This is a genomic window from Bradyrhizobium sp. LjRoot220, assembly GCF_964252915.1.
Lineage (GTDB): Bacteria > Pseudomonadota > Alphaproteobacteria > Rhizobiales > Xanthobacteraceae > Bradyrhizobium.
This window is the reverse complement of record NZ_CAXUPS020000006.1, coordinates 134,561-159,410: the sequence shown is the minus strand read 5'-3', so window position 1 is coordinate 159,410 and position 24,850 is coordinate 134,561. Positions and strand designations below refer to the sequence as shown.

Below are 24,850 nucleotides of genomic sequence, written 5' to 3'. Positions count from 1 at the left end.
ACCATGCGAAAGCGCGCGCAACAGGCGCGCGTACTCTTGCTATATCAACGACGAATGTTGTGCTTTTCGAGCAGCGCCTTGTAACGCGCCTCGTCCTTCCGCTTGATGTAATCGAGCAGGGAACGGCGTGTGGCGACCATCTTCAAAAGACCCCGGCGCGAATGATTGTCCTTCACGTGGGATTTGAAGTGCCCGGTGAGGTTGTTGATGCGTTCCGACAGGATCGCGACCTGGACCTCGGGCGAGCCGGTGTCGCCGGCCTTGTTGGCATTCGTCTTGATGACTTCCGCTTTGCGTTCTGCGGTAATCGACATCGTCAAACTTTCTCGTTGTTACGACCGGAACTGGCAGTCAGTCCGGTCAGGTTGAACACACGCTTGGGGATGAGTTCGCCATTGCCAATTTCGGCGAGGGCCAGAAGCCGGCCTGCCACCGTGACATAGACTGTGCCGCTACAATTGGGCGCATCCCGTCCGCGCAACAAAACGGCCTGGCCCCGGTGGAGCCTTGCCGCATCAGCCCGTGTGACGGCCAGTGCCGGGATGTCGTCCAGCGCGGTCTCAACGGGCAAAAGCGCGTCGGCGAGGCTGCCCTCGCCCGACGCGGCTCTATTACACAAAGCCTCCAACTGTTCCAGCGGAATCATGTCCGCTTCGCGGAATGGACCGACCAAGGTCCGCCGCAAGGCACTGATATGGCCGAAACAGCCCAAAATCCGGCCGATATCGCGGGCCAGCGCCCGAACATAGGTTCCCTTGCCGCACTCGGCCTCGAACACGGACTGGCCGTTATCTCCATGCTCTACAAGGGTTAATTCGTGAATTTCGACCGGCCGCGGCTTTAGTTCGACGGTTTCGCCGTCTCTGGCCAGGTCATAGGCCCGTTCGCCCTGGACCTTGATCGCCGAATATTGCGGCGGGATCTGCTCGATCGAGCCGGTGAACTGCGGCAGCAGGGCCCGGATCGCCTCGGCGGAAGGCCTGAGGTCGCTGGTTCTGGTCGCCCGGCCCTCGGTATCGTCGGTATCGCGCTCCTCGCCCCAGCTGACCGTGAAGCGGTAGCGCTTGCGGCCGTCCATCACGAACGGGACCGTCTTGGTGGCCTCGCCCAGTGCGATCGGCAAGCCGCCGGAGGCGAGCGGATCGAGGGTGCCGGCATGGCCGGCGCGCTTGGCCTGGAACAGCCGCTTGAGCACCGCGACGGCGTGCGTCGAGGTCATCCCGATCGGCTTGTCGAGAATCACCCAGCCATGAACATCGCGCTTGTCGCGGCGCGGCTGATTGTTCTGGCGCTGCTGCTTGCCCTGATGCTTCTGGCGCGGATCGTTGTTGCCGCGACGAGCATCGTCGTTGCGCGGCATCTCGTCGTTGCGCGTTTCGCTAAAAATATTTTTTTCGGCGTCGTGCGATTCGGCATTTTGCGAATCGATCACGCTGTTTGCGCTGGTCAAAATCGGGGTCACAATCATCAGTTGTCGTCCGAATCGGGTGCGAGGTCTCTTTGCACCGCAGGTGTTCTCAGTAATTTCTCGATCCGTTCCGCTTCATCGAATCGCTCGTCGACGCGGAAGCGAAGATCAGGAGAAAATTTCAGGTTAACGCGATGTGCGATCTCGCCGCGCAGAAACTTCTTGTTGCGCGCGAGCGCCGCGAGCACGACATCGGTGTCGCGTCCGCCGAGCGGCATCACATAGACGGTTGCAAGCTTCAGGTCCGGTGACATGCGCACCTCCGGAACCGTGATGATGTGACCCTCGAGATCGGGGTCATGCACGTTACCCTGCGACAGAATATCGGCGACCGCATGGCGCACGGTCTCGCCGACCCGCAATTGACGTTGCGAGCCGCCGGGGGCGGAACTCTTGCTTTGATGACGGGGCATTGTCGAAATCCCAATTGTCGTCACCCGCGAAAGCGGGTGATCCAGTATTCCGTGTCCAAAATTAATTGCATTGCTTACTGGATGCCCCGCCTTCGCGGGGCATGACGGTTCAGTTCAAAATTCCATGCGCTCGTAAGATTTGGACTTACAGAGAGCGCTGGATCGTCTCCACGCGATAACACTCGATGACGTCGCCGGGGCGCATGTCGCCGTAATTCTCGAACGCCATGCCGCATTCCTGGCCGGACTGCACTTCCTTCACTTCATCCTTGAAGCGCTTCAGCGTCGAGAGCTTGCCTTCATGCACAACGACGTTGTCGCGGATGAGGCGCACATTGGCGCCGCGTTCCACGGTGCCGTCGGTGACGCGGCAGCCGGCGACCTTGCCGACCTTGGAAATGTTGAACACTTCCAGGATCTGCGCATTGCCCAGCATGGTTTCGCGCAGCGTCGGCGCGAGCAGGCCGGACATCGCTTTTTTGATGTCGTCGACCAGGTCGTAGATGATGTTGTAGTAGCGGATTTCGATGCCGTTGCGCTTGGCCGCAGCTGCCGCTTCCTTGTTGGCTCGGACCGAGAAGCCGATGATGGCGGCGTTGAAACCTTCCGCCAGCGTCACGTCGGATTCGGAGATGCCGCCGACGCCCGCATGCAGGATACGGGCGGCAACTTCGTCGGTGCCGAGTTTTTCCAGCGATCCCAAAATGGCTTCGAGCGAACCCTGCACGTCGGCCTTGATGATGAGCGGGAATTCCTTGCGGCCCGACGTCTTGAGCTGCGACATCATCTGTTCGAGCGAACCGCGCATGCCGGAAATCGAGGCAGCCGCGTTTTCGCGCTTCTGGTGGGCACGGTAGCTCGTGACCTGACGGGCGCGGGCTTCGTTCTCGACCACGGCGAGGCGGTCGCCGGCTTCCGGCGGGCCGTTAAAGCCAAGCACCTCGACCGGCACCGAAGGCCCGGCCTCGTCGATGTTGACGCCCTGATCGTTGATGAGGGCGCGAACGCGACCCATTTCGGCGCCGGCCACGATGATGTCGCCGATGCGCAGCGTTCCGCGCTGCACCAGCACGGTCGCAACCGGACCGCGGCCGCGGTCGAGCCGGGCTTCGATCACGGTGCCTTCGGCGGGACGTTCCGCGTTGGTCTTGAGGTCGAGCAACTCGGCCTGCAGCGCGATCATTTCCAAGAGCTTGTCGAGATTGGTCTTGTTCTTGGCGGATACCTCGACGTCGACGACGTCGCCGCCGAACGATTCGACTTGAACCTCGTGCTGCAGCAATTCGGTGCGAACGCGCTCCGGCTTGGCGTCGGGCTTGTCGATCTTGTTGATCGCGATGATCATCGGAACCTTCGCCGCCTTGGCGTGGTTGATCGCCTCGATCGTCTGCGGCATGACGCCGTCATCGGCCGCCACCACCAGGATCACGATATCGGTGACCTTGGCGCCGCGCGCACGCATCGCGGTGAACGCGGCGTGGCCGGGCGTATCGATGAAGGTGATCTTCTTGCCGCTTTCCGGCGAGGTCACCTGGTAGGCGCCGATATGCTGGGTGATGCCGCCGGCTTCGCCGGAAACCACGTTGGCGTGGCGAAGCGCGTCGAGCAGCGAGGTCTTGCCGTGATCGACGTGGCCCATCACGGTCACGACCGGCGAGCGCGGCTCGGTGTCGCTGGAATCGTCGACGATGTCGAACAGGCCCTCTTCGACGTCGGACGCGGCCACGCGCTTGACGGTGTGGCCCAATTCCTCGGCGATCAGCTGCGCGGTGTCGGCGTCGATCACGTCGGTGATCTTGTGCATCGCGCCCTGCTTCATCAGCAGGCGGATGACGTCGACCGCGCGTTCCGACATGCGGTTGGCGAGCTCCTGGATATTGATGGCTTCCGGGATCACCACTTCGCGGACCAGCTTTTCCTTCGGCTCGTTGGCGGCGTGTCCCTTCAGGCGCTGGGTGCGGCGGCGGAACGAGGCGATCGAACGTTCGCGTACGTCGTCGGCGTTGAGCGCGGTGACCAGCGTCAGGCGGCCGCGCTCTTTTTGCGGACCCGGCTTGTGGGTCGTCTTCGGCGGGACTGCGGGGCGCATGACGCCGCCGGGGCCACGGCGCACCTGGCGCGGGGCTTCATCCTCATCGGAGCCGTCGGCGGCAACGCCGGGCGCACGCGCGGGCGGCGTCGCCGCCGTTGTGGCGGGGCGGGTCGCGGGACGGGCGGTGGCGCCGGGTGCGGTCGTCGTCGTCTTGGCTTCGGCCTCGCCAAATCGCTTCTTGGCTTCGAGTTCGGCCTTGCGCTTGGCTTCCTCTTCCAGGCGGTGGCGTTCTTCCTCGGCCTTGCGGCGCGCTTCGGCGGCTTCGCGTTCGGCCTGTTCGATGCCTTCCTTGCTGCTGCGGCGCTTGGCTTCTTCTTCCGCCAGGCGGCGTTCCTCGATGTCACGGACCTTGGCATCGGCCAGCGCGCTGGCGCGTGCGGAGCGTTCATCCTCGGTCAGCGTGCGCAACACCACGCCGGAACCGGCGCGCGGCGAGGCTGGCGCCGAGGGGCGGCTCGGCGCTTTGGCGACGACCGGCGCCGGCTTGGCGACGACCGGCTCGGGCGCATGCGTTTCGCCGGCGGGCGCGTCGCCGCCGATGCGGCGCTTGCCGCGCTTCTCGACCACGACCTGCTTGGTCCGGCCATGGCTGAAGCTCTGGCGTACGGTGCCCGTCTCGACGCGCGGCTTGAGCGTCAAGGTCTTGGTCGGGACACTCAAAGTCTTGTCGCCAGGCGTTTTGGTATCAACCATTCAGCAGTCCTAATCTTGTTGCGTTGTGCGCATTCGCACAGTCGTTAAAGCAAGTCTTGCAAGCACGTCGTGTTAGTCAGAATTTCTGGCCGCCTCGGCGGTCTTGTCGTCATCGGCCATCCGGTATCGGACCAAGGTCTGGCAGCGCGACAGGAACGTCTTGCTCGCCGGGCCCGCGAGCAGGGCTGCATGTATCACATTTGACCGCCCCAGTGCCAAATCCAATTCTGCCGACGTCAGAACATTGACGATCGGAATTTCCGGCGATTCATCCGCATTTGCGCGCTTTTGGCGCACGATCGCGTCCAATTTGCGGATTCCGTCGGCTGCGCCGTCGGTAGCGTGGATCAGGGCCTGGGCCTGCCCGTCTCGGAGCGCGCCCTCGACCTTGCTGAAACCGGAGACGATTTGGCCGGCCTTGGCGACCATTGCCAGCGCCTCGGTCGCACTGCGAACCAGCAAGGCCTCGGTGTCGGCGGGGAGGGTCGCGGCGGCCCGGATTTCGCGCTTGAAACCCCTGCTAAATTGGTTACGCCGCACCGCTTCCGCAACGGTCCGGCGCGACGCCGAGATCCACAGGCCTCGGCCGGGAAGCTTGCGCTTCAGATCCGGGACGACCTCGCCCTGCGGCGAGACCACGAACCGGATCAGTTCGTCGATCGGGCGCACCTCACGGGTGACCGCGCACATCCGCATCGTCGCGGACCTTTCGGTCCGCGGTCCGTTGTCGAGATCGGGGTCAGCCATGGCGAGCATGCGCGGGGCATCTCCTTACGCCGTCTGGTCTTCGGTGGCTTCCGCCACCTCGGACTGCTTGGCAAGATCGGCCTCGGTGATCCAGCCGGCGATGACGCGGGCCTGCATGATCATGGCTTCCGCGTCCTCGCGCGAGATTTCGTTGGCGTCGAGAATGCCGGGGAACTTGGTCGGCTCGCCACCTTCCTTGCGCTCGGTCCAGCCAACCAGATCGTCGGTGGCGCAACCGGCCAGATCCTCGACGGTCTTGATGTCGTTCTCGCCGAACTTGACCAGCATTTTCGAGGTCACGCCGGGCACTGTCTTCAAAGCGTCATCCACACCGAGTTCCTTGCGTTTGTTTTCCAGCTCGGTCTCGAGCTGCTCCAGGTATTCTTTTGCACGGCTCTGCAGTTCGTTGGCGGTTTCGTCGTCAAAACCCTCGATGCCGGCGAGTTCCTTGACATCGACCAGCGCGAGTTCCTCGACCGAGGTAAAGCCTTCCGACGCCAGCAGCTGGCCGACCACTTCGTCGACGTTCAGCGCTTCCATGAACACCCGCGTCGAGTTCTCGAAATCGGCCTGGCGGCGCTCGGATTCTTCCTGCTCGGTGAGGATGTCGATATCCCAGCCGGTCAGCTGCGAGGCGAGCCGCACATTCTGGCCACGACGGCCAATCGCAAGCGATAGTTGGTTATTGGTGTCGGGGACCACAACCTCGATGCGCTCGCGATCCTCGTCGATCACGACCTTGGCGACCTCGGCGGGCGCCAGAGCGTTGACGACGAAGGTCGCAATATCGGGCGACCACGGAATGATGTCGATCTTCTCGCCCTGCAATTCGTTGACCACGGCCTGCACGCGCGAACCGCGCATGCCGACGCAGGCGCCGACCGGATCGACCGAGGAATCCCGCGAAATAACCCCGATTTTCGCCCGTGAGCCGGGATCGCGAGCCACCGCCTTGATCTCGACGATGCCGTCATAGATTTCCGGCACTTCCTGCGCGAACAGTTTCGCCATGAATTGCGGATGGGTGCGGGACAGGAAGATCTGCGGCCCGCGGGTTTCACGGCGGACGTCGAAGATGTAGGCGCGGACGCGGTCGCCGTTGCGGAACACTTCGCGCGGCAGCATCTCGTCGCGGCGCACGATGGCCTCGCCGCGGCCGAGATCGACGATCACGCTGCCATATTCGACGCGCTTGACGATGCCGTTGACGATATCGCCGATGCGGTCCTTGAATTCCTGGTATTGCCGGTCGCGCTCGGCCTCGCGCACCTTCTGCACGATCACCTGCTTGGCCGACTGCGCGGCGATGCGGCCATATTCCAGCGGCGGCAGCGTGTCGGCGATGGTGTCGCCGACCTGGGCGCCGGGATTGGCGCGCTGCGCGTCGGCCAGCGAAATCTGGTTCGACGAATTCTCGACCACGTCGACCACCAGCATGTGGCGCGACAGCCGAAGCTCGCCCTTCTTGGCGTCGATCTCGGCGTGAACGTCGGTCTCGCTGCCGTAGCGGGCGCGGGCCGCCTTCGCGATGGCGTCTTCCATCGCCGCGATCACGATGCCGCGGTCGATCGACTTTTCGCGGGCGACCGCGTCTGCGATCTGCAGCAGTTCGAGTTTATTGGCGCTGACAGCTGCCATGGCTCAGTCTCCTTCGGTGGGATCGAATTCGCCGCCGGGCAAACCTTGCGCGGCGAGGCGATGTTTCTTGGTATTCTTCGGTAAAGGCTTCTTCTGCGGTTTTGACTTCGGCTTGTTGCTCTTGGCCGGGTCGCTTTTTTTGGCGTGCGGTGGCGGCGGCGGTTCGAGCCCGAGATTCTGGCGCAGCTCGCGCTCGGCGGCCTTGCCGCGCCGCATCGATTCGGCGATCAGCTCGTCGGTCAGCACCAGCCGGGCGTCGGCGATGTCTTCCATGACCAGCAGCACGTCGGCATCTTCGTCCGCGCGGACGTCATCGCGATGCAGCCGCACCGCATCGCCTTCGACACCCCTTAGCGTACCACGAAACCGCTTGCGGCCCAGATGGGCGACTGCCATCTCGACCTTCACGAGATGGCCGACATAGCGTTCGAAATCCGAGCGGCGCACCAGCGGACGATCGATGCCCGGCGATGAAATCTCCAGCCGATAGGCGCGCTCGATCGGATCGGCGACGTCGAGCACCGGCGACAACGCGCGTGAAATCGCCTCGCAATCCTCGATCTGCATGGTGCCGTCGGGCCGTTCGGCCATGATCTGGACCGTGCAGCCGGCCTCTGCGGATATCTTGATCCGCACCAGCCGGTAGCCCATGCCCTGCAACACCGGTCCGGCCACGGCGGAAACCCGCGCAGCGACGCCCGGCTCGACCACGAGCCGCGGCTCGGCGAGCAGGTCAAGATCCTCTGAAACAGCAGTTGGATCGGTCATGTCCAGGGTCAAAAGCGTCTTTACTTGCATGGGGTTAGACCGGATCTAACCCGGATCCGGCCGGTTCCCTGAACCGTGCCTGAGGCCGTTTAAGGACTGGGCTCGTTCAGGTAATAAAAAAGAGCGGGTCCCGCAGGGCCCACTCTCAATACGCGATCGTATGAGAACCATAAGTTGCGGCGGATATAGCGGTTTTTCCGCAATCCGGCAAGGCCTGCACGCCCCGTTAAGGCAGATTTTGAGTCCTGTCCGAGGGGGCCAAAGCCTAACCCTTCATTCACGAACGCCGCCTAGATTGCCGAAAACCAGCCAATTCGGCCGGTTTGGATAGGTTTATGACGCCAGCGACAACGCTGATCCCAGGACTGGACGAAATCGTCAGCGGCGGCGATCCCAAGCGCCGCGCCGATGCCGCGCGCCGGGTCAGTGAATTATTCCTGCAGGGGGCCGCCAGTTTCGGCGCCGATCACGTCGATCTGTTCGACGGCGTATTGAGCAGCCTGGTCCCCCATGCCGATCTTGCCGCGCGGGCCGAACTCGCCGAACGGCTGTCGCTGCTCGTCAACGCGCCGCGCGGGCTGGTCGGACAGCTCGCCCATGAGGACGAAATTGCCATCGCCGGTCCGCTGCTGCGCCGCTCGCCCGTCATCGACGAACAGATGCTGGTCGAAATCGCGAGCGCAAAGGGGCAGGGCCATCTGCTGGCGATGTCGGAACGGTCGACGCTGTCGCCCGACCTCACCGATGTCATCGTGCGTCGCGGCGATCGCGACGTCGTCAGGCGCACCGCGGGCAATGCAGGCGCGGCGTTCTCGTCAAACGGCTATTCGACCTTGATCAAGCGCGCCGGCCAGGACGGCGTGCTGACGCTCAAGATCGGCCAGCGCGACGATCTCTCCACCGAACAACTGAAGGACCTGCTGACTGGGACGATCGATGTGATCCGCCGCCGCCTGTTCGAGACGGTCAAGCCGGCTCGCCAGGTGGCGATCAAGCGGGCGATCAACGAAATCTCCGGCGTTGCCGAACGCACCGATAGCGGCCGCGATTTCGAGGCGGCGCAGCGCACGATCCTGTCCCTGCACCGCGACGGCCAGCTGGTCGAAAGCGCGCTGCTCAACTTTGCCAAGGCCAACAAGTACGAGGAATCCGTTGCCGCGCTGTCGGCGATGACCGGCGTGAAGATCGCCACCCTCGACCGCCTGATTGCCGGCGACCGCTACGATCCGATCCTGATCGCCGGCAAGGCGGTCGGCCTCGAATGGGCCACCGTGCGCGCCTTGATCCTGCTCCGGCTAGGGCCGAACCGCACGGCGTCGCCGGCCGACATCGAAAGCGCGCGCGTGAATTTCGCCCGTCTGATGCCCACGACCGCCGAGCGCGTCGTCGGTTTCTGGAAGACCCGCCCGACGGTTTGAGTCGCGACCGTCGAATGACGGCCGAGAAATTCAACCAACCCGCCGAAACCGCAAATACGCGGCCACACGCCCCTCGCGCTCGGCCTTGCGGCCGTACCGCGTCATCGTGTAGCCGACCCACGGCTCGCGCCAGTCGGCGGCGCGCTCGGCCAGCCAGAAAAAATCCGGCGACCGCAGGAGATGCGCCAGCGTCCAGGCGCAGTAATCGTCGATGTCGCTGACGAAGCGAAATTCGCCATCGGGTTTGAGAATGCGCGCCATCGCGGCCACCGTGGCGTCCTGCACGAAGCGCCGCTTCCAGTGCCGGCGCTTCGGCCAGGGATCGGGATGGATCAAATCGATCCGCGCCATCGATCGCGGCGGCGCCCATGCCAGCAGTTCGGCGGCGTCGCCGGCATAGAGCCTGATATTGCCGAGGTTGTGGGCTTCGATCTGCGTCAGGATTTTGGCCATGCCGTTGACATAGGGTTCGCAGCCGATGAACCCGACATTCGGAAGCGCCTGCGCTTCGGCGATCAGATGTTCGCCGCCGCCAAATCCGATTTCCAGCCTGACTTCATCAGGCTTCGACTCGAAGAGCTCCGTGAGATGATCAGGCGCGGGCGCGCTGATATCCAGCGCCAGACGCGGCAGCAGATGATCGATCAGGTCAGCCTGATGGATGCGCAGCTTGTGGCCCTTGCGGCGGCCGAAGAACGAGCCATGCGAATGCGCGACGCCGCCGTCATCCGGCAGCGCGTCGCGATCGCCGATTTCGCGCGAAGCCGTCATCGCAGCGTCTGGTACAGCCGGTGCAGCAGCCGCGCCCGCGGCTCGATCGAGGAGATGTACATCTGCTCGTAATGGGTATGCGCGCCCTTGCCGTCAACCCCGAGTCCGTCGAGGGTGGCGGTGTGGGGCGCGGTGAAATTGCCGTCGCTGCCCCCGCCGGTGAAGGTGTCCACCAGATCGAAGCCGATGTCCGCCGCCAGCGTTTTGGCGTGTTCATACAATGCCGCGCCGGCATTGCTCTTTTCGTAGGGCGGGCGGTTCAACTCGCCGACGACGCGGACGTTGACGCCCTCGGTGCGCGATTTCAGGCCGAGGATCCTTGGCACCAAATCCTCGGAATCGGCCATCGTCCGCACGCGCATGTCGACCTCAGCATAGGCCTCCTCCGCGATCACGTTCGGCTTGGTGCCGCCCCTGACGACGCCGACATTGACGGAGATGCCGCGCCCGAGATCGTTCAGCGCCTGCAACGCCTGAATGACGTTGCCGAGTTCGCGGATGGCGCTGCGGCCATCCTCAGGCCGGGTGCCGGCATGCGACGGCACGCCCTTGATGAACACCTCGAAGCGCGCGACGCCCTTGCGCCCGGTGACGATCTTGCCGCCGTCGCGCGCGGGTTCGGTCACCAGCACATATTTCGCCTTGCGCCCCTCGGCCTCGATCAGCGCCCGCGACGTCGGGCTGCCGATTTCTTCATCGGAGACGAACATCTGGGTCACGCCCAGCGGCGAGCGCGCGCTGTCAGCACAAATCTGGCGAAAGGCGTGGTAGGCGAGATAGGCGCCGCCCTTCATGTCGTAGATGCCGGGGCCGAAGGCGCTGTCGCCATCGATCCTGAACGGCAGCCGCTCGATGAAACCCAGCGGATGCACGGTATCGAGATGGCTCAGCACCAGGATGCCCGGCGCGTCCTGTCCCCATGACGAACGCGCGACCAGATGATCGCCACAGCCGTCCTTTCCCGCAACCCGCTCCACCGTCGCAGGCAGGCCCTGATAGCCGGAGGCAACGAGGTCGGCGAGCTTGTTGACCTGTGCGGGCAGCTCGGTCGGCGTTTCGATTTCCACCCAGCGGCGGATGCCATCGAGGATCGCGCTGGAATCAAAGGGGTTAGTCGCATCTGTCATCGGTGCAGTTTAGCCTTCACGGGATTTCAGCCAATGTCATGCGCTCGCGCCGGCGGGCGCGTCAATCGGAACATCCGGTTATGGCAGCGGAAATCAGCGCGGGTCGGGGCCTTCGCGCGCGGCGATCTGCTCGACCAGTTCGACAATACTGCGGCGCATCTTGGCATCGCTGATGCGCGTGAAGGCGCGGGTCAGCGCCAGGCCTTCGGAGGTGGCGAGAAAATCGGAAACGTAGGCCGGCGAAGCGCCTTCACTGAAGCCGTCGGCATTGACCGTGCCGCGCGGGCCGCCGTCGAACAGGAACGAAACCGGGACCTGCAAGATGTCCGAAATCTGCTGCAGGCGGCTGGCGCCGACCCGGTTGGTGCCCTTTTCGTATTTCTGAACCTGCTGGAAGGTGAGGCCCAGCGCGTCGCCGAGTTTCTCCTGGCTCATGCCCAGCATGATGCGCCGCATGCGGACGCGGCTGCCGACATATTTGTCAACAGGGTCTGGCGCTTTGGTGGACATCTCCAACACTCCTGGGATTTCGCGCCGGGGAATGAGGCATAAGCGGAGTATGCCTCAGGCGCCGGTACCGTCAAATCCTGCTCGGAGGATCGGGTCGAACTGCGGACAATTTGAGCAATGAACTGACTGGTTTTTGTTTTTGGTTGCGGAACCCAGAATGCGAATTGCACGGCCGGTCTGTCAACTAGTTAGTGGATTGGCGCGGTCGCGTTTTTCCCGGCGAGCGCACAACCAACATGCAAGCTCAGGCCTTTCGCCTTGCAAAGCGGCGCCGGATGACCAGCAGCAGTGCAACGGCCACCATCATGGCCGCTGGAATATCTCTAAGACGCGCGTAAATCGTCGGTGGCAAAGCCGTTGGCAGGTTGGCATCCAACACGCCTTCAATGCCAAGGCCAAGCCGTGCGACAATACGTCCCGACGGATCGATGACGGCCGAAATGCCGGTGTTGGCTGCACGAACAACAGGCAGGCCTTCTTCGATGGCGCGCAGGCGTGCCTGCTGCAGATGCTGATAGGGCCCGGTCGAAATTCCAAACCAGCCGTCATTGGTGAGGTTAATGATCCAGCCCGGGCGCTCGTCACCTGTCGTTATATCCCCGGGGAATATCGCCTCGTAGCAGATCAGGGGCAGCGCGCGCGGGGCGTTCGGTATTTCCATGGCGCGGCGGCGGGTGCCCGGAATGAAGCCGCCCTGGACCCGCGTCAACTGCACGAAGCCGAGTTTTTCCATCCACGCCTGGAACGGCAGATACTCGCCGAACGGCACCAGATGCAGCTTGTCGTAGACCGACAGCACGCTGCCGTCATGGTCGATCGCATATATCGAGTTGTAGGCGCGCGTGATTCGCGCGCCGGACGGCAGGTCGGGGGCGCGCACCGAGCCCGTGATCAGCACGGTGCCCTTGGGCAGCAGCTCGGCGATCTGCGCCATCGCATCGGCTTCGCGGGTCAGGAAGAACGGAAACGCCGATTCCGGCCAGACCAGGATCTGAACATCGCGCACGCCGGTCGATTGCGGCCCGGAGGCGCGGTCGGAAAGTGTCAGGTATTTCTGCATCACCTGCGCTTTGGCGCCGTAATTGAATTTGACGTCCTGCTGCAGGTTGGGCTGCATGATGCGCAGCTTGAGCCTGGTCAGCTGCGTCGGCTGCATCGACAGTCTGACCGCGCCGAAGATGGCCATGACAGCGAGCATGCCGAGCGCCGCCACGGGCGCGATCCACGGCTTTCGCCCGCGCGAGGTGCCATCGATCAGGACCGCCGGGCTGGCGAAGATCGCCACCGTCAGGAACGTCATGCCCCACAACCCGATCAGCGAGGCCGTCTGGGCCAGCGCCAGCGGCTCGGACAGCGCGTAGCCGAACGAATTCCAGGGAAATCCCGACAGCAGGTAGCCGCGCAGCCACTCTGTTATCGTCAGGCTGATCGCCAGCGCGAGCAGGCGCGAGGCATCGCGGGTCCACAGCAGGCGCGCCAGCGCAAAGCCTGCCGCGGTGAACAGCGCAAGATAGGCCGGCAAGCCCAGCACCGCGAACGGCATCAGCCAGGCGAACGTCGGCGCATCGACCAGGAAAGCGTAACCGATCCAGTAAAGTCCAACGACGAAATAGCCGAGCCCGAACCAGAAGCCCGACATCGCTGCCGCCGGCACACCGCGCCAGCGCCCCGCACCGGCGCCATCGATCAGCCAGACCGCGACCGGAAAGGTCAGGAACAGCACCGGCCATGCATTGAACGGCGCCATCGCCAGTGCCGACAACGCGCCGGCCACCAGCGCAACGGCGGCGCGCTTCCAGCCCCAGGCCAGGATGATCGCAAGACCGGCGGTGCGAAGTCTGCTGGCGGGAATCACTGCGAACCGGCTCCATCGCTGGACGATGGCGGCGCGTTGTCATTGGCCTGCGGTGCGTTGGGGTCGGGCGAAGCTTCGCGGCGGCGGCTCTCGCGCTGCGTGCGCGGCGCAGGCCGTTCCTTGCGGACGGCGATGCGCAGACGCTTGACCCGCCGCGGATCGGCGTCGAGTACTTCGATCTCGTACTGGCCAGGGCCTGAAATGACTTCGCCGCGCACCGGCAGGCGGCCGACCTGCGACACCAGATAGCCGCCAAGGGTCGCGACCTCTTCGCCGGCCTCGCCGGTGATGAAATCCTCGCCGATCACCGTGCGGGCGTCCTCGAGGCTGGCGCGGGCATCGGCGATGAATGAATTGTCCGCCTGCAGCACGATCGCCGGCGGCTCGTCGCTGTCATGTTCGTCGTCGATCTCGCCGACGATCTGTTCGACGATGTCTTCGATCGACACCAGGCCGTCGGTGCCGCCATATTCGTCGACCACCAGCGCCAGATGGATGCGTGCGGCCTGCATCTGCGCCAGAAGGTCGATCGCCCGCATCGATGGCGGCACGAACAGCAGCTTGCGGATGATGTTGGCGTCCGCCAGCGGCATCGCCAGATCTACGGCGCGCAGATCGAGGCCTGCGGGAAATGGCTTCTTGCGCTTGGCCTTGGTGGTGTCGCCGATGCGCGCCTTCGCGGTCATGAACGCCAGCAGGTCGCGGATGTGCACGATGCCTTCGGGGTCGTCGAGAGTCTCGTTGTAGACGACGAGGCGGGAATGCGCCGCGCTCTCGAACAGGCTCATCAATTCGCCGAGCGGAATGTCGCGCTTGACCGCAATGATGTCGGCGCGATGCACCATCACGTCGGCGATGCGCCGTTCGTGCAGGCCCAGGATATTGCGCAACATGGTGCGCTCGATCGCGGAAAAGCCCACCTCGTCCGGCGTCGAGGCGTCGAGCACGACCTGCAGATCGGCGCGGACCGACCCCGGCTTCCAGCCGAACAGCGTGCGGATCGCACGGGTCAGCCAGTTCTCGGCGGTCGGGCGCAGCACCTCGCCTTCCTGCACCACGGCCGGAAGGTTGCGCGTATTGCGCGGATTGTCATGGGTAGGGTCGGAGTCCGGCATGTCAGTCCATCCGATCCCGGTCCGCCTGCGGATCTCGATCCGGATACGGATCCGGAATGCCGAGCTGCGCCAGAATCTCCCGTTCGAGACTCTCCATGGCTTCGGCGTCGTCGTCGTTTTCGTGGTCGTAGCCGATCAGATGCAGGAACCCATGCACCGCAAGATGGCTGAGATGATGATCGAACGGTTTTTGTTCGTCGTCAGCTTCTTTCCGCGTCGTCTCATAGGCGATGGCGATATCGCCGAGCATGCGCGGTGCATCGTCGGGCGTTCCGGCACCGGTCGGCTGCAGCGCCGGAAACGATAGCACATTGGTCGGCTTGTCGATGCCGCGCCAATTGCTGTTCAGCGTCCGAATCCCGGAATCGTCGGTCAGCATGACGGCGAGTTCGGCTTCGCCGACTTCGGCCGCGGCGACTTCGGCCGCCGCGTTGATGGCGCGGTGGATCACCGCCTCGGCGTCGGGCTCGGTCTGCCAGCAATCGGCGACCACGAGGACTTCGGTGATGGGGAGGGCGGAAGACAATTTCGTTCCAGGGTTTTGCAGTCCAGCGTTTGGGTTGCGGCCTGGGCCCGCCTGCTGCAAGCCCAAAGCCGAGTATCTTGCTATCAAGATCGGCCGCTTGCCGGCTTTTGCGGCAATCCCTCATAGGCGGCGACGATCCGTGCCACCAGTTCATGGCGGATGACGTCCTCGGCGGTGAACTTCACCTGCGCGATCCCCTCAACGCCGTCGAGCAGCCTGACCGCTTCCGCAAGCCCCGAGGTCTGGCCATTCGGCAGGTCGACCTGCGAGGGATCGCCGGTGATGATCATGCGGCTGTTTTCGCCAAGCCGGGTCAGGAACATCTTCATCTGCATCGACGTGGTGTTTTGCGCCTCGTCCAGGATGACGATGGCATTGGTCAGCGTGCGGCCGCGCATGAAGGCGAGCGGCGCGATCTCGATTTCGCCGCCCTGCAGCGCGCGCTCGACCACCCGCGCATCCATCAGGTCGTACAGCGCGTCGTAGATCGGCCGCAGATACGGATCGACTTTTTCGCGCAGGTCGCCGGGCAGGAAGCCGAGCCGTTCGCCGGCTTCGACTGCGGGCCGCGACAGGATGATGCGATCGACTTCCTTGCGCTCGAACAATTGCGCCGCATGCGCCACCGCAAGCCAGGTTTTGCCGGTGCCGGCCGGGCCGACGCCGAACACCATTTCGCAGCGCTTCAGCGCGCGGATATAGGAATCCTGCGCGGCGGTGCGCGCCCGCACCGGGCGCTTGCGCAGATTGATGGTCTCGAACGCGTTTTTCGCCGTCTTGGCGTCGAATTCGAACAACGAACCCTGCGCGATCACGGCGCGGATGGCGCCTTCGACATCGCCTTGCGCCAGATCCTGGCCCTGCACCGCCTGGGCGTAGAGCGCTTCCAGCACGCGCCGCGCGGCGTCGCAGCCGTCGCGCGATCCGGCGATGGTGATGTGATTGCCGCGCGAATCGACCACGACGCCGAGCCGGCGCTCGATCAGCGCCAGGTTCTGCCCATAGGGGCCGACCAGCGCGGACGCGGCGCGGTTGTCATCGAAGTCGATGACGACCTGGGTTTCGGGCGGAATTTGCATGTCGCGATCAAATTTGCGGCTGGGAGCAAGTGAAGATGAATCCGATGCGCTTTTTGGCAAGGGTTCAGGCTCCCGTGGTCATTTGAGAAGAATCGGTCATTGGCGGAAGTGTTGATGGTGCGGGCCGCACGGAGGGGCCGGCGAGTTCGCCGAGCAGGCTGTAGCGTTCCAGGCTGCCGATGGTGACCGGCAGCACTTGTCCGATGATATCAGGTGACGCCATCACATGCGCGGGCTGCAGGTAGGCGGTGCGGCCGACGATTTGGCCGGGATTGCGGGCCGCGCGTTCGAACAGCACATCGACAGTCTTGCCAATCATGGCCTTGTTGAAGGCCGACTGCTGGCTGTCGATCAATTCCTGAAGCCGCCCCAATCGCTCGTCCATCTCTGCCGCTGACACCGTCTCCCGCATGTCCGCCGCCGGCGTGCCGGGCCGCGGCGAATATTTGAACGAATAAGCCCCAGCGTATCCGATTTGCGTGACAAGCGCGAGGGTGGCGGCAAATTCTTCCTCGGTTTCGCCGGGAAAGCCGACAATAAAATCCGATGAAAATGCAATATCTTGGCGACTCTCGCGAAATCGGGCGATGACGCGGCGGTAATCATCGGCGGTATGCTTGCGGTTCATCGCAGCCAGAATGCGGTCGGAGCCGGATTGCACCGGAAGGTGCACGAACGGCATCAATTCGGGCAGGTTGCGATGCGCCTCTACAAGCGAATCATCGACGTCGCGGGGGTGGCTGGTCGAGTAGCGCAGCCGCACGATCCCTGGAATCTCGGCCAAACGGTTGAGCAGCCGGCCGAGCGGCCAGCTTCGTCCGTCCGGACCCTCGCCGTGATAGGCGTTGACGTTTTGCCCGATCAGCGTGATTTCGCGCACGCCATTGTCGGCAAGCCGCATCACGTCGTCGATGATTTTGGCCACCGGGCGCGAGACTTCCGCGCCGCGCGTGTAAGGCACCACGCAGAAGGTGCAGAACTTGTCGCAGCCTTCCTGCACCGTGACAAAGGAAGAGATGCCGCGCGCGCGGATCGCGGCGGGCTTCGGCGGCGGCAGAAAGCCGAACTTGTCCTCGACCGGGAATTCGGTCTCCAGCGCGCGGCCATGGCTTTTGGCGCGGGCGAGTAGCTGCGGCAGGTGATGATAGCTCTGCGGACCGACCACGACGTCGACGGTCGGCGCGCGGCGAATGATCTCCTCGCCCTCGGCCTGCGCGACGCAGCCGGCGACCGCGATGCGCATCTCACGGCCCTGGCGCGCGGCTTCATCCTTGGCGACCCGCAAGCGCCCGAGTTCGGAGTAGACCTTTTCGGAGGCCTTCTCGCGGATGTGGCAGGTGTTGAGGATCACCAGATCCGCATCCTCGGCGCTGGCCGTCTCGACAAAGCCCTCCGGGGCCAGCGTGTCCACCATGCGCTGGGCATCGTAGACGTTCATCTGGCAGCCATATGACTTGATGTGCAGCTTGCGCGGCGGCTTCATGGAACCTGAGTGGGGGTTAAGTGGCGCCCATGCGGCGCTCGGTCTGGGGGTCAAATATAGCCTAAAGGGTCGAAAATCCAGCGACTTGCGCCGGCCATTCCGGGCCTATTCGGCCCCAATCCGCGCAATTAGTTCAGGCAATTGCCGCATATCGTCGAAAGTGACGCTGGCGCCTGCCGCGCGCAGCAATTCGGCATGACCTGCGCCGCAATGGCTGCCGCCGTGAAAGCCGAGCACGGTCATCCCGGCGGCCCGGCCGCCGGTGACGCCGGGAACGCTGTCCTCGATCACGATGCATCGCGCCGGCGGGACATCCATCTGTTCGGCAGCGAACAGAAACAGGTCGGGCGCGGGCTTGCCGCGCTTGACCTGCGTGGCGGAAAAAATATGCGGCACCAAGAGATCGTAGAGTCCGGCGCAGGTCAGACCGTGGCGAATTTTCTCCGGCGTTCCGCTAGACGCCACGCATTTCGGAAGATTGATTGCAGCAATCGCTTCGCCGATATGGGGAATGGCTCCGAGTTCGTCAGCATATCGTTGCAGCGCGGTTTGCTTCATCTGCGCTTCGAAATCGTCCGGCAGACTGCAACCGAGTTCGGCCTCGATGACCAGGCGCGCTTCACGATCGGAAACCCCGAGGAATCGCCTCAGCACCTGATCGGCCGTGATCGGATAGCCGTGGCGCGTCAGCGTCTCCGCGTGCGCGCGGCATGAAATGACTTCGCTGTCGACCAGCACGCCGTCGCAATCGAAAATGATGAGCTGTGGAATCAAATTGGTTACGACTTATCTTCGTCCAGCGGCACGCAATATAATTCAAGCCGGTGATCGACCAGCTTGTAACCGAGCTGGCGGGCGATTTCGGCCTGCAGCTTCTCGATTTCTTCGGAGGTGAATTCGATCACCTTGCCGTCGCGCAGGTTGATGAGGTGGTCGTGATGGCTGTCGGGCATCTGCTCGTAGCGCGCCCGGCCCTCGCGGAAATCGTGCCGCTCGATGATGCCGGCGTCCTCGAACAGTTTGACGGTGCGGTACACGGTCGAAATCGAGATCTTGTCGTCGACCTCGACGCAGCGCCGGTAGAGTTCCTCGACGTCGGGATGATCCACCGAATCCGCCAGCACCCGCGCGATGACGCGGCGCTGCTCAGTCATGCGCATGCCGGTGGCGGCGCAGCGGGCCTCGATACCGGTATTCTTGTGCGCAGGCGAGGATTTCAGGACGGGCATGGTGTCGGGCCTTAGAGAGCAGGGCGGGGTCTTTTGCCACCTGGACCAGTTTACGACAAGTCACGGCGCATCAGAAGTGCATTCAATTGCTCCCCGCCGGGCTGCTGATAATAGCGCTCGCGGCGCCCAACGACACCGAATCCGGCCCATTCATACAGCCGTCGCGCCGGCTGGTTGTTTTCTTCGACTTCCAGGAAGACGGAACGCACGCCGCGGCCGGCGAGATGGCCAAGATGGGTCAGCAGCAGGTTGCGCGACAGGCCGCGGCCGCGCTCGCCGGCATCGATCGCGATCGACAAAATTTCGGCTTCGTCCGCGGCCATGCGCGAGACCGCAAACCCGATCACCTTGCGCCCCTGCCGCAGCCGGTGCACCAGCGTGTTGCGTTCGGTCAGCATCGCCTCGAACTCGCCCTCACCCCAGCCACGGTGAAACGAGGCGCCATGCAATTGCGCCAGCCGCGCGGCGTCGCGCTGCGTCGCTGGTTCGACCACGGCAGTGCCGCCGCGCCACCATTCGGAAATCCAGGATGTTACGGCCATTATGATGCGGGCTGCGAGGCTTGCGGCAGCGGGTCCTTTGGAGGCTTGGCATCGGGCGCGCGCAGATAATACGGACTGGCCGGCGACATCTCCGGGCTGACGGCGGCTCCGAGCCATGCCACCCAACTAATATCGGGCGCCGGCTGCGCGTCGACCTTGAATGGCGGCGGCGCATCTGATGGCCAGCGGTCGGCGAGAATTTTGGCGGCATTGCCGACCAGATGCGCCTTGCCGAAACGCGCTGCTTCCAGTGCTTCCGATATCGGCGCCACTTTCGGTTTGACCAGCGAACTGCCGTCGCCGCTGACGACCTGGAAATACACATGGTCGTGGCGCGCGTCGATTGCGGAGACGATCGGATGTTCGCTGTTCTCACCGACGAAGGGGGCGGCGTAAGCGGTCAGCGTCGTCAATCCGACCACCGGCTTTCCGGCCGCCAGCGCAATGCCTCGGGCGGCCGAGAGGCCGACACGCAAACCGGTGAAGCTGCCGGGTCCCTTGGTCACGGCGATCCGATCCAGCGAGGTGAAGGCGATGGCGGAGGCTTTCATCACCCGCGCGATCAGCGGCATCAGGGCTTCGGCATGGCCGCGCTTCATCGGCTGCGATTCCTGCGCAATGATCCTGGCCGCGTCGGTGTCGAGCACGGCCGCGGCGCAGGCATCAAGCGCGGTATCGATGGCGAGGATCAGCATGGGCTGATGTATAGCAGCTTCGTAGGGTGGGCAAAGGCGCTCTTGGCGCCGTGCCCACGGCTTATCCTGCTGCTGGCCGGGTATGAGGTGGAGACTTCGTAGGGTGGGTTAGCGAAGCGTAACCCACCGCCGGCGTGCAGACAAAGATGGTGGGTTTCGCGGAGCCTGTCATCGGGCGCGCATTCGCGCGACCCGTTGGCTCTACCCACCCTACATTTTCGGATCACACCGGCCGGACTTCGACCACGTCGGGCACGAAATGCTTCAAGAGGTTCTGGATGCCGTGCTGCAGGGTTGCCGTCGACGACGGGCAGCCGGCGCAGGAGCCCTTCATGTTGAGATAGACGACGCCGTCCTTGAAGCCGCGGAAGGTGATGTCGCCGCCATCATTGGCGACGGCGGGCCGCACCCGCGTCTCGATCAGGTCCTTGATGGTCGCGACCGTGTCGGCGTCAGCCTCGTTGAAGAACTCGTCTTCCTCGTCGAGCGCCTCGTCATTGCCGGCACTGCCATCGGCCAAAAGCGGCGCGCCGGACATATAATGTTCCATGATGGCGCCGAGGATCGCCGGCTTGAGGTGCTGCCAGTCGCTGTCGTCCTTGGTCACGGTGACGAAGTCGGCACCGTAAAACACGCTTTTGACGCCCTCCACGCCGAACAGCCGTTCGGCCAGCGGCGAGCGGGAGGCCGCCTCGCGGCTGGCGAATTCCATCGTGCCGGTGTCGAGCACAGCTCGGCCCGGAATGAATTTCAGGGTGGCGGGGTTGGGGGTCGCTTCGGTCTGAATGAACATCTGATCTCTCCGGCGTCGCCGGTTCAAGGCCGGCGCGTGGGTTTACTCTAAAGCGTTTTCAAGCGAAGTGGCTACCGGTTCGCGTCAAGAAAACGCGTCAAAACAACAATCTACAGATGGCGATGGCAAGTGCACGATCAAGGCCGCAGGGCAGCCGTTCGGGTCGCACCTGAGGCCGTCCACGGGGCGAATATCCGTGGAATGGATCAGGGGTCGCGGTGCGCCACCGCAAAACAAGCCACGACAAACAAAAAAGCGCCTGCTGCTTGCAGCACGGCGCCTCTTGTTTCATTCATCACGTCGCAGCTCTTCAGAGCAGCACGCTATCGACTCCGACGCACATCGCCATGCTCCGACCATTGTTCAGTTGACGAATTTAATAACACATCGCGGCACCGCAAGACAGACTTTACCCCACATTCCTAAAGAAATTAGCCCTGAAAACACTACCCGGTGCCAGACGTTGGGCGCTCACGCCCACGGCGTGGTAATTGGGCAAATTCACGAGGTATTGGGCCTGCACCTCGGCGGCTGATATAGGTGCGAAAATACCGTCGGCCGTGGCGGAGATTGTTCCGAAGGAGGCCGGATACACCAGGACGGTCTCCACAGTCGCAACCGGGATCGAATGCGGGTTCGACACCGAGATATAGTCGCCTCCGTTCGTGTTCAGGCCGCCCATGGCGTTTTCCAGCAGGAAATGTGATTTGATCGTCAGAATGTCGCCTTTGGCCACCGACGACAGCGGATTCTCGAAGAATATCAGCACGCCGATCGACCCGCCGGAAGGGTCAGCCGGATTCTTCACGGGGATCGCCTGCACGCGCAGATCCCGGCTCTGAGTCTCGTTGAAACATGTCCACGCCGTCGGAATGATGGAGGATTGATCATTCAAATGGGCTGAAGAATTGAAGCAGACGAGGTTGTCGCCCCTGGCCCTGATGGTCGCGATACGAACGACGTAATCGGCCGATCGTATCTGGCTGGGACGCAGCCGATGCAAACATTCGGCACGAACAACGAAGCCGCTCTTGATGTATTCCCATTCTGACGTCCCCAGTGCCGTCTCGAACACCTTGAACAGCGAATGCATCATCTTGGAAGCCGACAAGCGGCCCGAGAGCTTCGAAGGAGCGGCGACGCCGACCATCTCGTACAGCTGAGCGATCTTGTGAATCTTGTCCATCGTTCTGTCGAAGGCGGCGGCGTACCAATCTTCATCGTCCAACTTCCCGATGGCCGCCTCGAAGGCGAACGTGTCGATCCCGGATTTCTCCTCGATCTGATTGCTCAATCCGACCAGCCGCCTGGAGCGATCGACGTTATGATTCATCGATGCCGAGATGAGTTGAAGGCAATAATCCTTGGCGCCGGTCGGCACGTAAGGCTGCGGCTCCTCGTCGCCTATGGATACACAGAACACCGGACCATCAAAATCCTCTTGCGCCAGTAATTGCTCGACGGGCAGGTTTTCGCACAGCCCGCCGTCGACATACGGCGACGTGACGACGTCCAAAAAAGTCCGAAACGCGAACGGTATCGCCGCCGAGTGCATTATCCGTTCGATGAGGTTGCCGGATTCGAAGATGACGCCGCGACTCAGTGACAGGTCGGATCCTGTGACCAAAAGCTGGATGCCACCCGCAGCGTTAATCGTTTCGATCTGCCTCGAGGAGGCGGGAGCGGCTTTTATGAACAACTCGTTCAAGAAGGTTACGAGCACCTTGGGGTGAAGAAGCGCCTTGCCGCGATAGGCCATCCAGATCGCGACCATTGCTCTCAGGCGGTTCGCGTTCGGGCTCTCGGCGCCAAAGCTGGAACACCAGCGGCGCATCGATTTGGCGCGCCCTGCCCCCTCTCTTCGGATGAAATCGCGGGTAACGTCGAAATCGGCATGGCAGGCGATCAGCGCAGCGCAAATGGACCCGGCTGAAGAGCCGGCAACGCGGGTAATGTTGATGATGCCATCGTCGTGTGCTTTCGCCAGCGCGTGCGCGATCGGCAACATTTCGACAAAACGCGCGCCGCCACCCTGAAATGCGACCTGGATCGAAGGCACGTTGGCCCGCCAAATGAGTTAACGAATGGGGTCAGGCTACACAAAACCACACGTTGTGCAAGAAGCATATCACGCGCCGCCGTCGCTCGGCCCGGTGGCGCTCTGCATCGCCGGCGATGCGAAAACGCGTCGAAAGCCAACGCGGTTCAGGAAAGTGCGTCTATCTCGGCGTCGCTCAGGTGGCCGGAAACGATGGTGACCGGGATCGGGAACGAACCTGCGGCCTGTGCCATCATGCTGACCAGCGGGCCGGGGCCTTCGGGGCCTGGATTGGCCGCCAGCACCAGCACTGCGATGTCGACGTCCTTGTCGATGACGTCGAGGATCTGCGCGGTCGGATCGCCCTCGCGAATCACCCGCTCGGGCGTGATCGCGGCAATGCCGTTGGCGCGACCGGAGGCGCGGTCGAGCGCCTCGTTGGCGGCGTCCTCGGCTTCGGCGCGCATGAGGTCGGCGACCCCCAGCCATTGCTGGTTCTGGTCCTCGAGCTCGATGATGCGCAGCATCACCACGCCGCCGCCGACCCGGATCGCCCAGCGGCTGGCATAGTAAACCGCGCGGTCCCACTCCGCGGTGTCGTCAACGATGACAAGACATTTTGGCTTGTGACCCGTCTCGTAGCTTCGTCGCTGGGTGGTCATGCATGTCCCGGTGCTGCGCCAAACCGACGCATGCTGCCACGGCGCAGCCGCATCAGACAAGCGCCGTCGCTGTTCCGCAAATGTGAGGCGACCAACTCTTACCCTCCAGGGGAGGGTGCAGCCATCAGCGCTTGCGGATAAAGCCGACGATGTCCTTGGCCGTCTTCATGGTTTCGGCGGCGATCGCCTCGGCGCGCTCCGCACCATCGATCAGAACTGAATCGACATGGCCGGGATCAGCGACCAGCCGTTTCATTTCCGAGGCGATCGGCGCGAGTTTGGTGACGCAAAGTTCCACCAGCGCGTTCTTGAAGCTGGAGAACTGCCCGCCGCCGAACTCGGCCAGCACGCTCGCCTTGCTGCGGTCCGACAGCGCCGCGTAGATGCCGACGAGATTATCGGCCTCGGGCCGCGGCTCGAGCCCTTTTTCCTCGGACGGCAGCGGTTCCGGATCGGTCTTGGCCTTGCGGATCTTCGCCGCGATGGTGTCGGCATCGTCGGTCAGATTGATTCGCGAATTGTCCGACGGATCCGATTTCGACATCTTCTTGGTGCCGTCGCGCAGGCTCATCACCCGGGTCGCCGGTCCGGTGATCACCGGCTCCGGCAGCGGAAAAAACAATCCGTCGTGGAAGCCATGGCCACGGATCGAGTCGCCGAAGTCGTTGTTGAACTTCTGCGCGATGTCGCGCGACAGCTCCAGATGCTGCTTCTGGTCCTCGCCGACAGGCACGTGGGTGGCGCGATAGACCAGGATGTCGGCCGCCATCAGCACTGGATAGTCGTAAAGCCCGATCGACGCCGCTTCGCGATCCTTGCCGGCCTTGTCCTTGAACTGCGTCATGCGGTTGAGCCAGCCCATCCGCGCCACGCAATTGAAGATCCAGGCAAGCTCGGCGTGACCGGAGACCTGGCTCTGGTTGAACACGATGTGCTTCTTCGGATCGATGCCGCTGGCGATAAAGGCCGCGGTTACTTCACGGGTGCAGCGCACGAGTTCGGCCGGGCCGCCCCAGACGTCCATGCCCATCGTGATCGCGTGCATGTCGACGACGCAATAGATGCAGTTGTGGGTTTCCTGCAGCTTCACGAAGTTGACGAACGCGCCGAGGTAATTGCCGAGATGCAGATTGCCGGTCGGCTGCACGCCCGAAAAAACCCGTTCAACCATGGCCATGGTAATGCTTC

The 24,850-nt window shown here is 63.4% G+C and carries 24 protein-coding genes; 1 reads left to right on the top strand and 23 read right to left on the bottom strand.

All coding sequences use genetic code 11. From position 1 onward, the window contains the following. Positions 1 to 44: 44 nt before the first annotated feature. The 7 genes from rpsO to rimP form a co-directional block, all read right to left on the bottom strand. On the bottom strand, positions 45 to 314 hold the full coding sequence (gene rpsO, locus ACSQ84_RS24085; protein ID WP_074272228.1) for a 30S ribosomal protein S15: 270 nt from the start codon (positions 312 to 314) through the stop codon (positions 45 to 47). 2 nt (positions 315 to 316) lie between these two features. Then, complete coding sequence (gene truB / locus ACSQ84_RS24080) at positions 317 to 1,360, bottom strand: tRNA pseudouridine(55) synthase TruB (protein WP_436214494.1); 1,044 nt, start codon at positions 1,358 to 1,360, stop codon at positions 317 to 319. Positions 1,361 to 1,467: 107 nt separating this feature from the next. Beyond that, positions 1,468 to 1,881 carry a 30S ribosome-binding factor RbfA gene (gene rbfA / locus ACSQ84_RS24075; protein WP_436214213.1) on the bottom strand — a complete coding sequence of 138 codons (414 nt, stop codon included), beginning with the start codon at positions 1,879 to 1,881 and terminating at the stop codon, positions 1,468 to 1,470. Positions 1,882 to 2,026: 145 nt separating this feature from the next. After that, positions 2,027 to 4,666: a translation initiation factor IF-2 gene (gene infB, locus ACSQ84_RS24070; protein ID WP_436214212.1), complete on the bottom strand. Its 2,640-nt coding sequence runs from the start codon at positions 4,664 to 4,666 to the stop codon at positions 2,027 to 2,029. A gap of 72 nt (positions 4,667 to 4,738) precedes the next feature. After that, positions 4,739 to 5,422, bottom strand: a complete 684-nt coding sequence (locus tag ACSQ84_RS24065) for an RNA-binding protein (protein WP_436214211.1) — start codon at positions 5,420 to 5,422, stop codon at positions 4,739 to 4,741. Between the two features lie 15 nt (positions 5,423 to 5,437). After that, a complete protein-coding gene (gene nusA / locus ACSQ84_RS24060; protein ID WP_436214210.1) occupies positions 5,438 to 7,051 on the bottom strand; it encodes a transcription termination factor NusA in 1,614 nt (537 codons plus the stop codon). A gap of 3 nt (positions 7,052 to 7,054) precedes the next feature. Then, entirely contained in the window at positions 7,055 to 7,819 is a 765-nt protein-coding gene (rimP, locus tag ACSQ84_RS24055; protein ID WP_436214209.1) for a ribosome maturation factor RimP, read from the bottom strand. 335 nt (positions 7,820 to 8,154) lie between these two features. Here rimP and ACSQ84_RS24050 point away from each other — a divergent pair, with 335 nt between their 5' ends. After that, the gene (locus ACSQ84_RS24050) at positions 8,155 to 9,237 is read left to right on the top strand and encodes a DUF2336 domain-containing protein (RefSeq protein WP_436214208.1); all 1,083 of its coding nucleotides are present in this window, start codon (positions 8,155 to 8,157) and stop codon (positions 9,235 to 9,237) included. A gap of 30 nt (positions 9,238 to 9,267) precedes the next feature. Here ACSQ84_RS24050 and ACSQ84_RS24045 read toward each other — a convergent pair whose 3' ends face one another. The 16 genes from ACSQ84_RS24045 to trpS all read right to left on the bottom strand — a co-directional run bounded on the left by ACSQ84_RS24045 (position 9,268) and on the right by trpS (position 24,839). Then, the gene (locus tag ACSQ84_RS24045; RefSeq protein ID WP_436214207.1) at positions 9,268 to 10,008 is read right to left on the bottom strand and encodes a tRNA (guanine(46)-N(7))-methyltransferase TrmB; all 741 of its coding nucleotides are present in this window, start codon (positions 10,006 to 10,008) and stop codon (positions 9,268 to 9,270) included. Then, a complete protein-coding gene (locus tag ACSQ84_RS24040; RefSeq protein ID WP_436214206.1) occupies positions 10,005 to 11,135 on the bottom strand; it encodes a M20 family metallopeptidase in 1,131 nt (376 codons plus the stop codon). Before ACSQ84_RS24040 ends, ACSQ84_RS24045 begins: the two co-directional genes overlap by 4 nt. Before the next feature lie 93 nt (positions 11,136 to 11,228). Then, entirely contained in the window at positions 11,229 to 11,645 is a 417-nt protein-coding gene (locus ACSQ84_RS24035; protein WP_436214205.1) for a helix-turn-helix domain-containing protein, read from the bottom strand. A 244-nt stretch (positions 11,646 to 11,889) separates the two neighbouring features. Beyond that, on the bottom strand, positions 11,890 to 13,500 hold the full coding sequence (gene lnt, locus ACSQ84_RS24030; RefSeq protein WP_436214204.1) for an apolipoprotein N-acyltransferase: 1,611 nt from the start codon (positions 13,498 to 13,500) through the stop codon (positions 11,890 to 11,892). Next, positions 13,497 to 14,615 (bottom strand): hemolysin family protein, encoded by a 1,119-nt coding sequence (locus ACSQ84_RS24025; RefSeq protein WP_436214203.1) that lies wholly within the window; start codon positions 14,613 to 14,615, stop codon positions 13,497 to 13,499. The genes lnt and ACSQ84_RS24025 overlap by 4 nt, the downstream gene beginning before the upstream one ends. 1 nt (position 14,616) lies before the next feature. Beyond that, a complete protein-coding gene (gene ybeY, locus ACSQ84_RS24020) occupies positions 14,617 to 15,141 on the bottom strand; it encodes an rRNA maturation RNase YbeY (RefSeq protein ID WP_436214202.1) in 525 nt (174 codons plus the stop codon). Positions 15,142 to 15,224: 83 nt separating this feature from the next. Next, complete coding sequence (locus ACSQ84_RS24015) at positions 15,225 to 16,220, bottom strand: PhoH family protein (protein WP_436214201.1); 996 nt, start codon at positions 16,218 to 16,220, stop codon at positions 15,225 to 15,227. A 64-nt stretch (positions 16,221 to 16,284) separates the two neighbouring features. Beyond that, positions 16,285 to 17,703: a tRNA (N6-isopentenyl adenosine(37)-C2)-methylthiotransferase MiaB gene (gene miaB, locus ACSQ84_RS24010; protein WP_436214200.1), complete on the bottom strand. Its 1,419-nt coding sequence runs from the start codon at positions 17,701 to 17,703 to the stop codon at positions 16,285 to 16,287. A gap of 105 nt (positions 17,704 to 17,808) precedes the next feature. Further along, entirely contained in the window at positions 17,809 to 18,477 is a 669-nt protein-coding gene (locus tag ACSQ84_RS24005; protein WP_436214199.1) for an HAD family hydrolase, read from the bottom strand. A 5-nt stretch (positions 18,478 to 18,482) separates the two neighbouring features. Next, entirely contained in the window at positions 18,483 to 18,932 is a 450-nt protein-coding gene (locus ACSQ84_RS24000) for a Fur family transcriptional regulator (protein WP_436214198.1), read from the bottom strand. A gap of 50 nt (positions 18,933 to 18,982) precedes the next feature. Beyond that, positions 18,983 to 19,474, bottom strand: a complete 492-nt coding sequence (gene rimI / locus ACSQ84_RS23995) for a ribosomal protein S18-alanine N-acetyltransferase (RefSeq protein ID WP_436214197.1) — start codon at positions 19,472 to 19,474, stop codon at positions 18,983 to 18,985. Then, complete coding sequence (tsaB, locus tag ACSQ84_RS23990; RefSeq protein WP_436214196.1) at positions 19,474 to 20,169, bottom strand: tRNA (adenosine(37)-N6)-threonylcarbamoyltransferase complex dimerization subunit type 1 TsaB; 696 nt, start codon at positions 20,167 to 20,169, stop codon at positions 19,474 to 19,476. Before tsaB ends, rimI begins: the two co-directional genes overlap by 1 nt. A gap of 223 nt (positions 20,170 to 20,392) precedes the next feature. Continuing rightward, entirely contained in the window at positions 20,393 to 20,962 is a 570-nt protein-coding gene (locus tag ACSQ84_RS23985) for a NifU family protein (RefSeq protein WP_436214195.1), read from the bottom strand. A gap of 409 nt (positions 20,963 to 21,371) precedes the next feature. Beyond that, positions 21,372 to 23,021, bottom strand: coding sequence for a patatin-like phospholipase family protein (locus tag ACSQ84_RS23980; protein ID WP_436214194.1), 1,650 nt, complete (start codon positions 23,019 to 23,021; stop codon positions 21,372 to 21,374). A gap of 146 nt (positions 23,022 to 23,167) precedes the next feature. After that, positions 23,168 to 23,662, bottom strand: coding sequence for a universal stress protein (locus tag ACSQ84_RS23975; protein WP_436214193.1), 495 nt, complete (start codon positions 23,660 to 23,662; stop codon positions 23,168 to 23,170). 124 nt (positions 23,663 to 23,786) lie between these two features. Then, complete coding sequence (gene trpS / locus ACSQ84_RS23970) at positions 23,787 to 24,839, bottom strand: tryptophan--tRNA ligase (RefSeq protein ID WP_436214192.1); 1,053 nt, start codon at positions 24,837 to 24,839, stop codon at positions 23,787 to 23,789. Between the last annotated feature and the right edge of the window lie 11 nt (positions 24,840 to 24,850).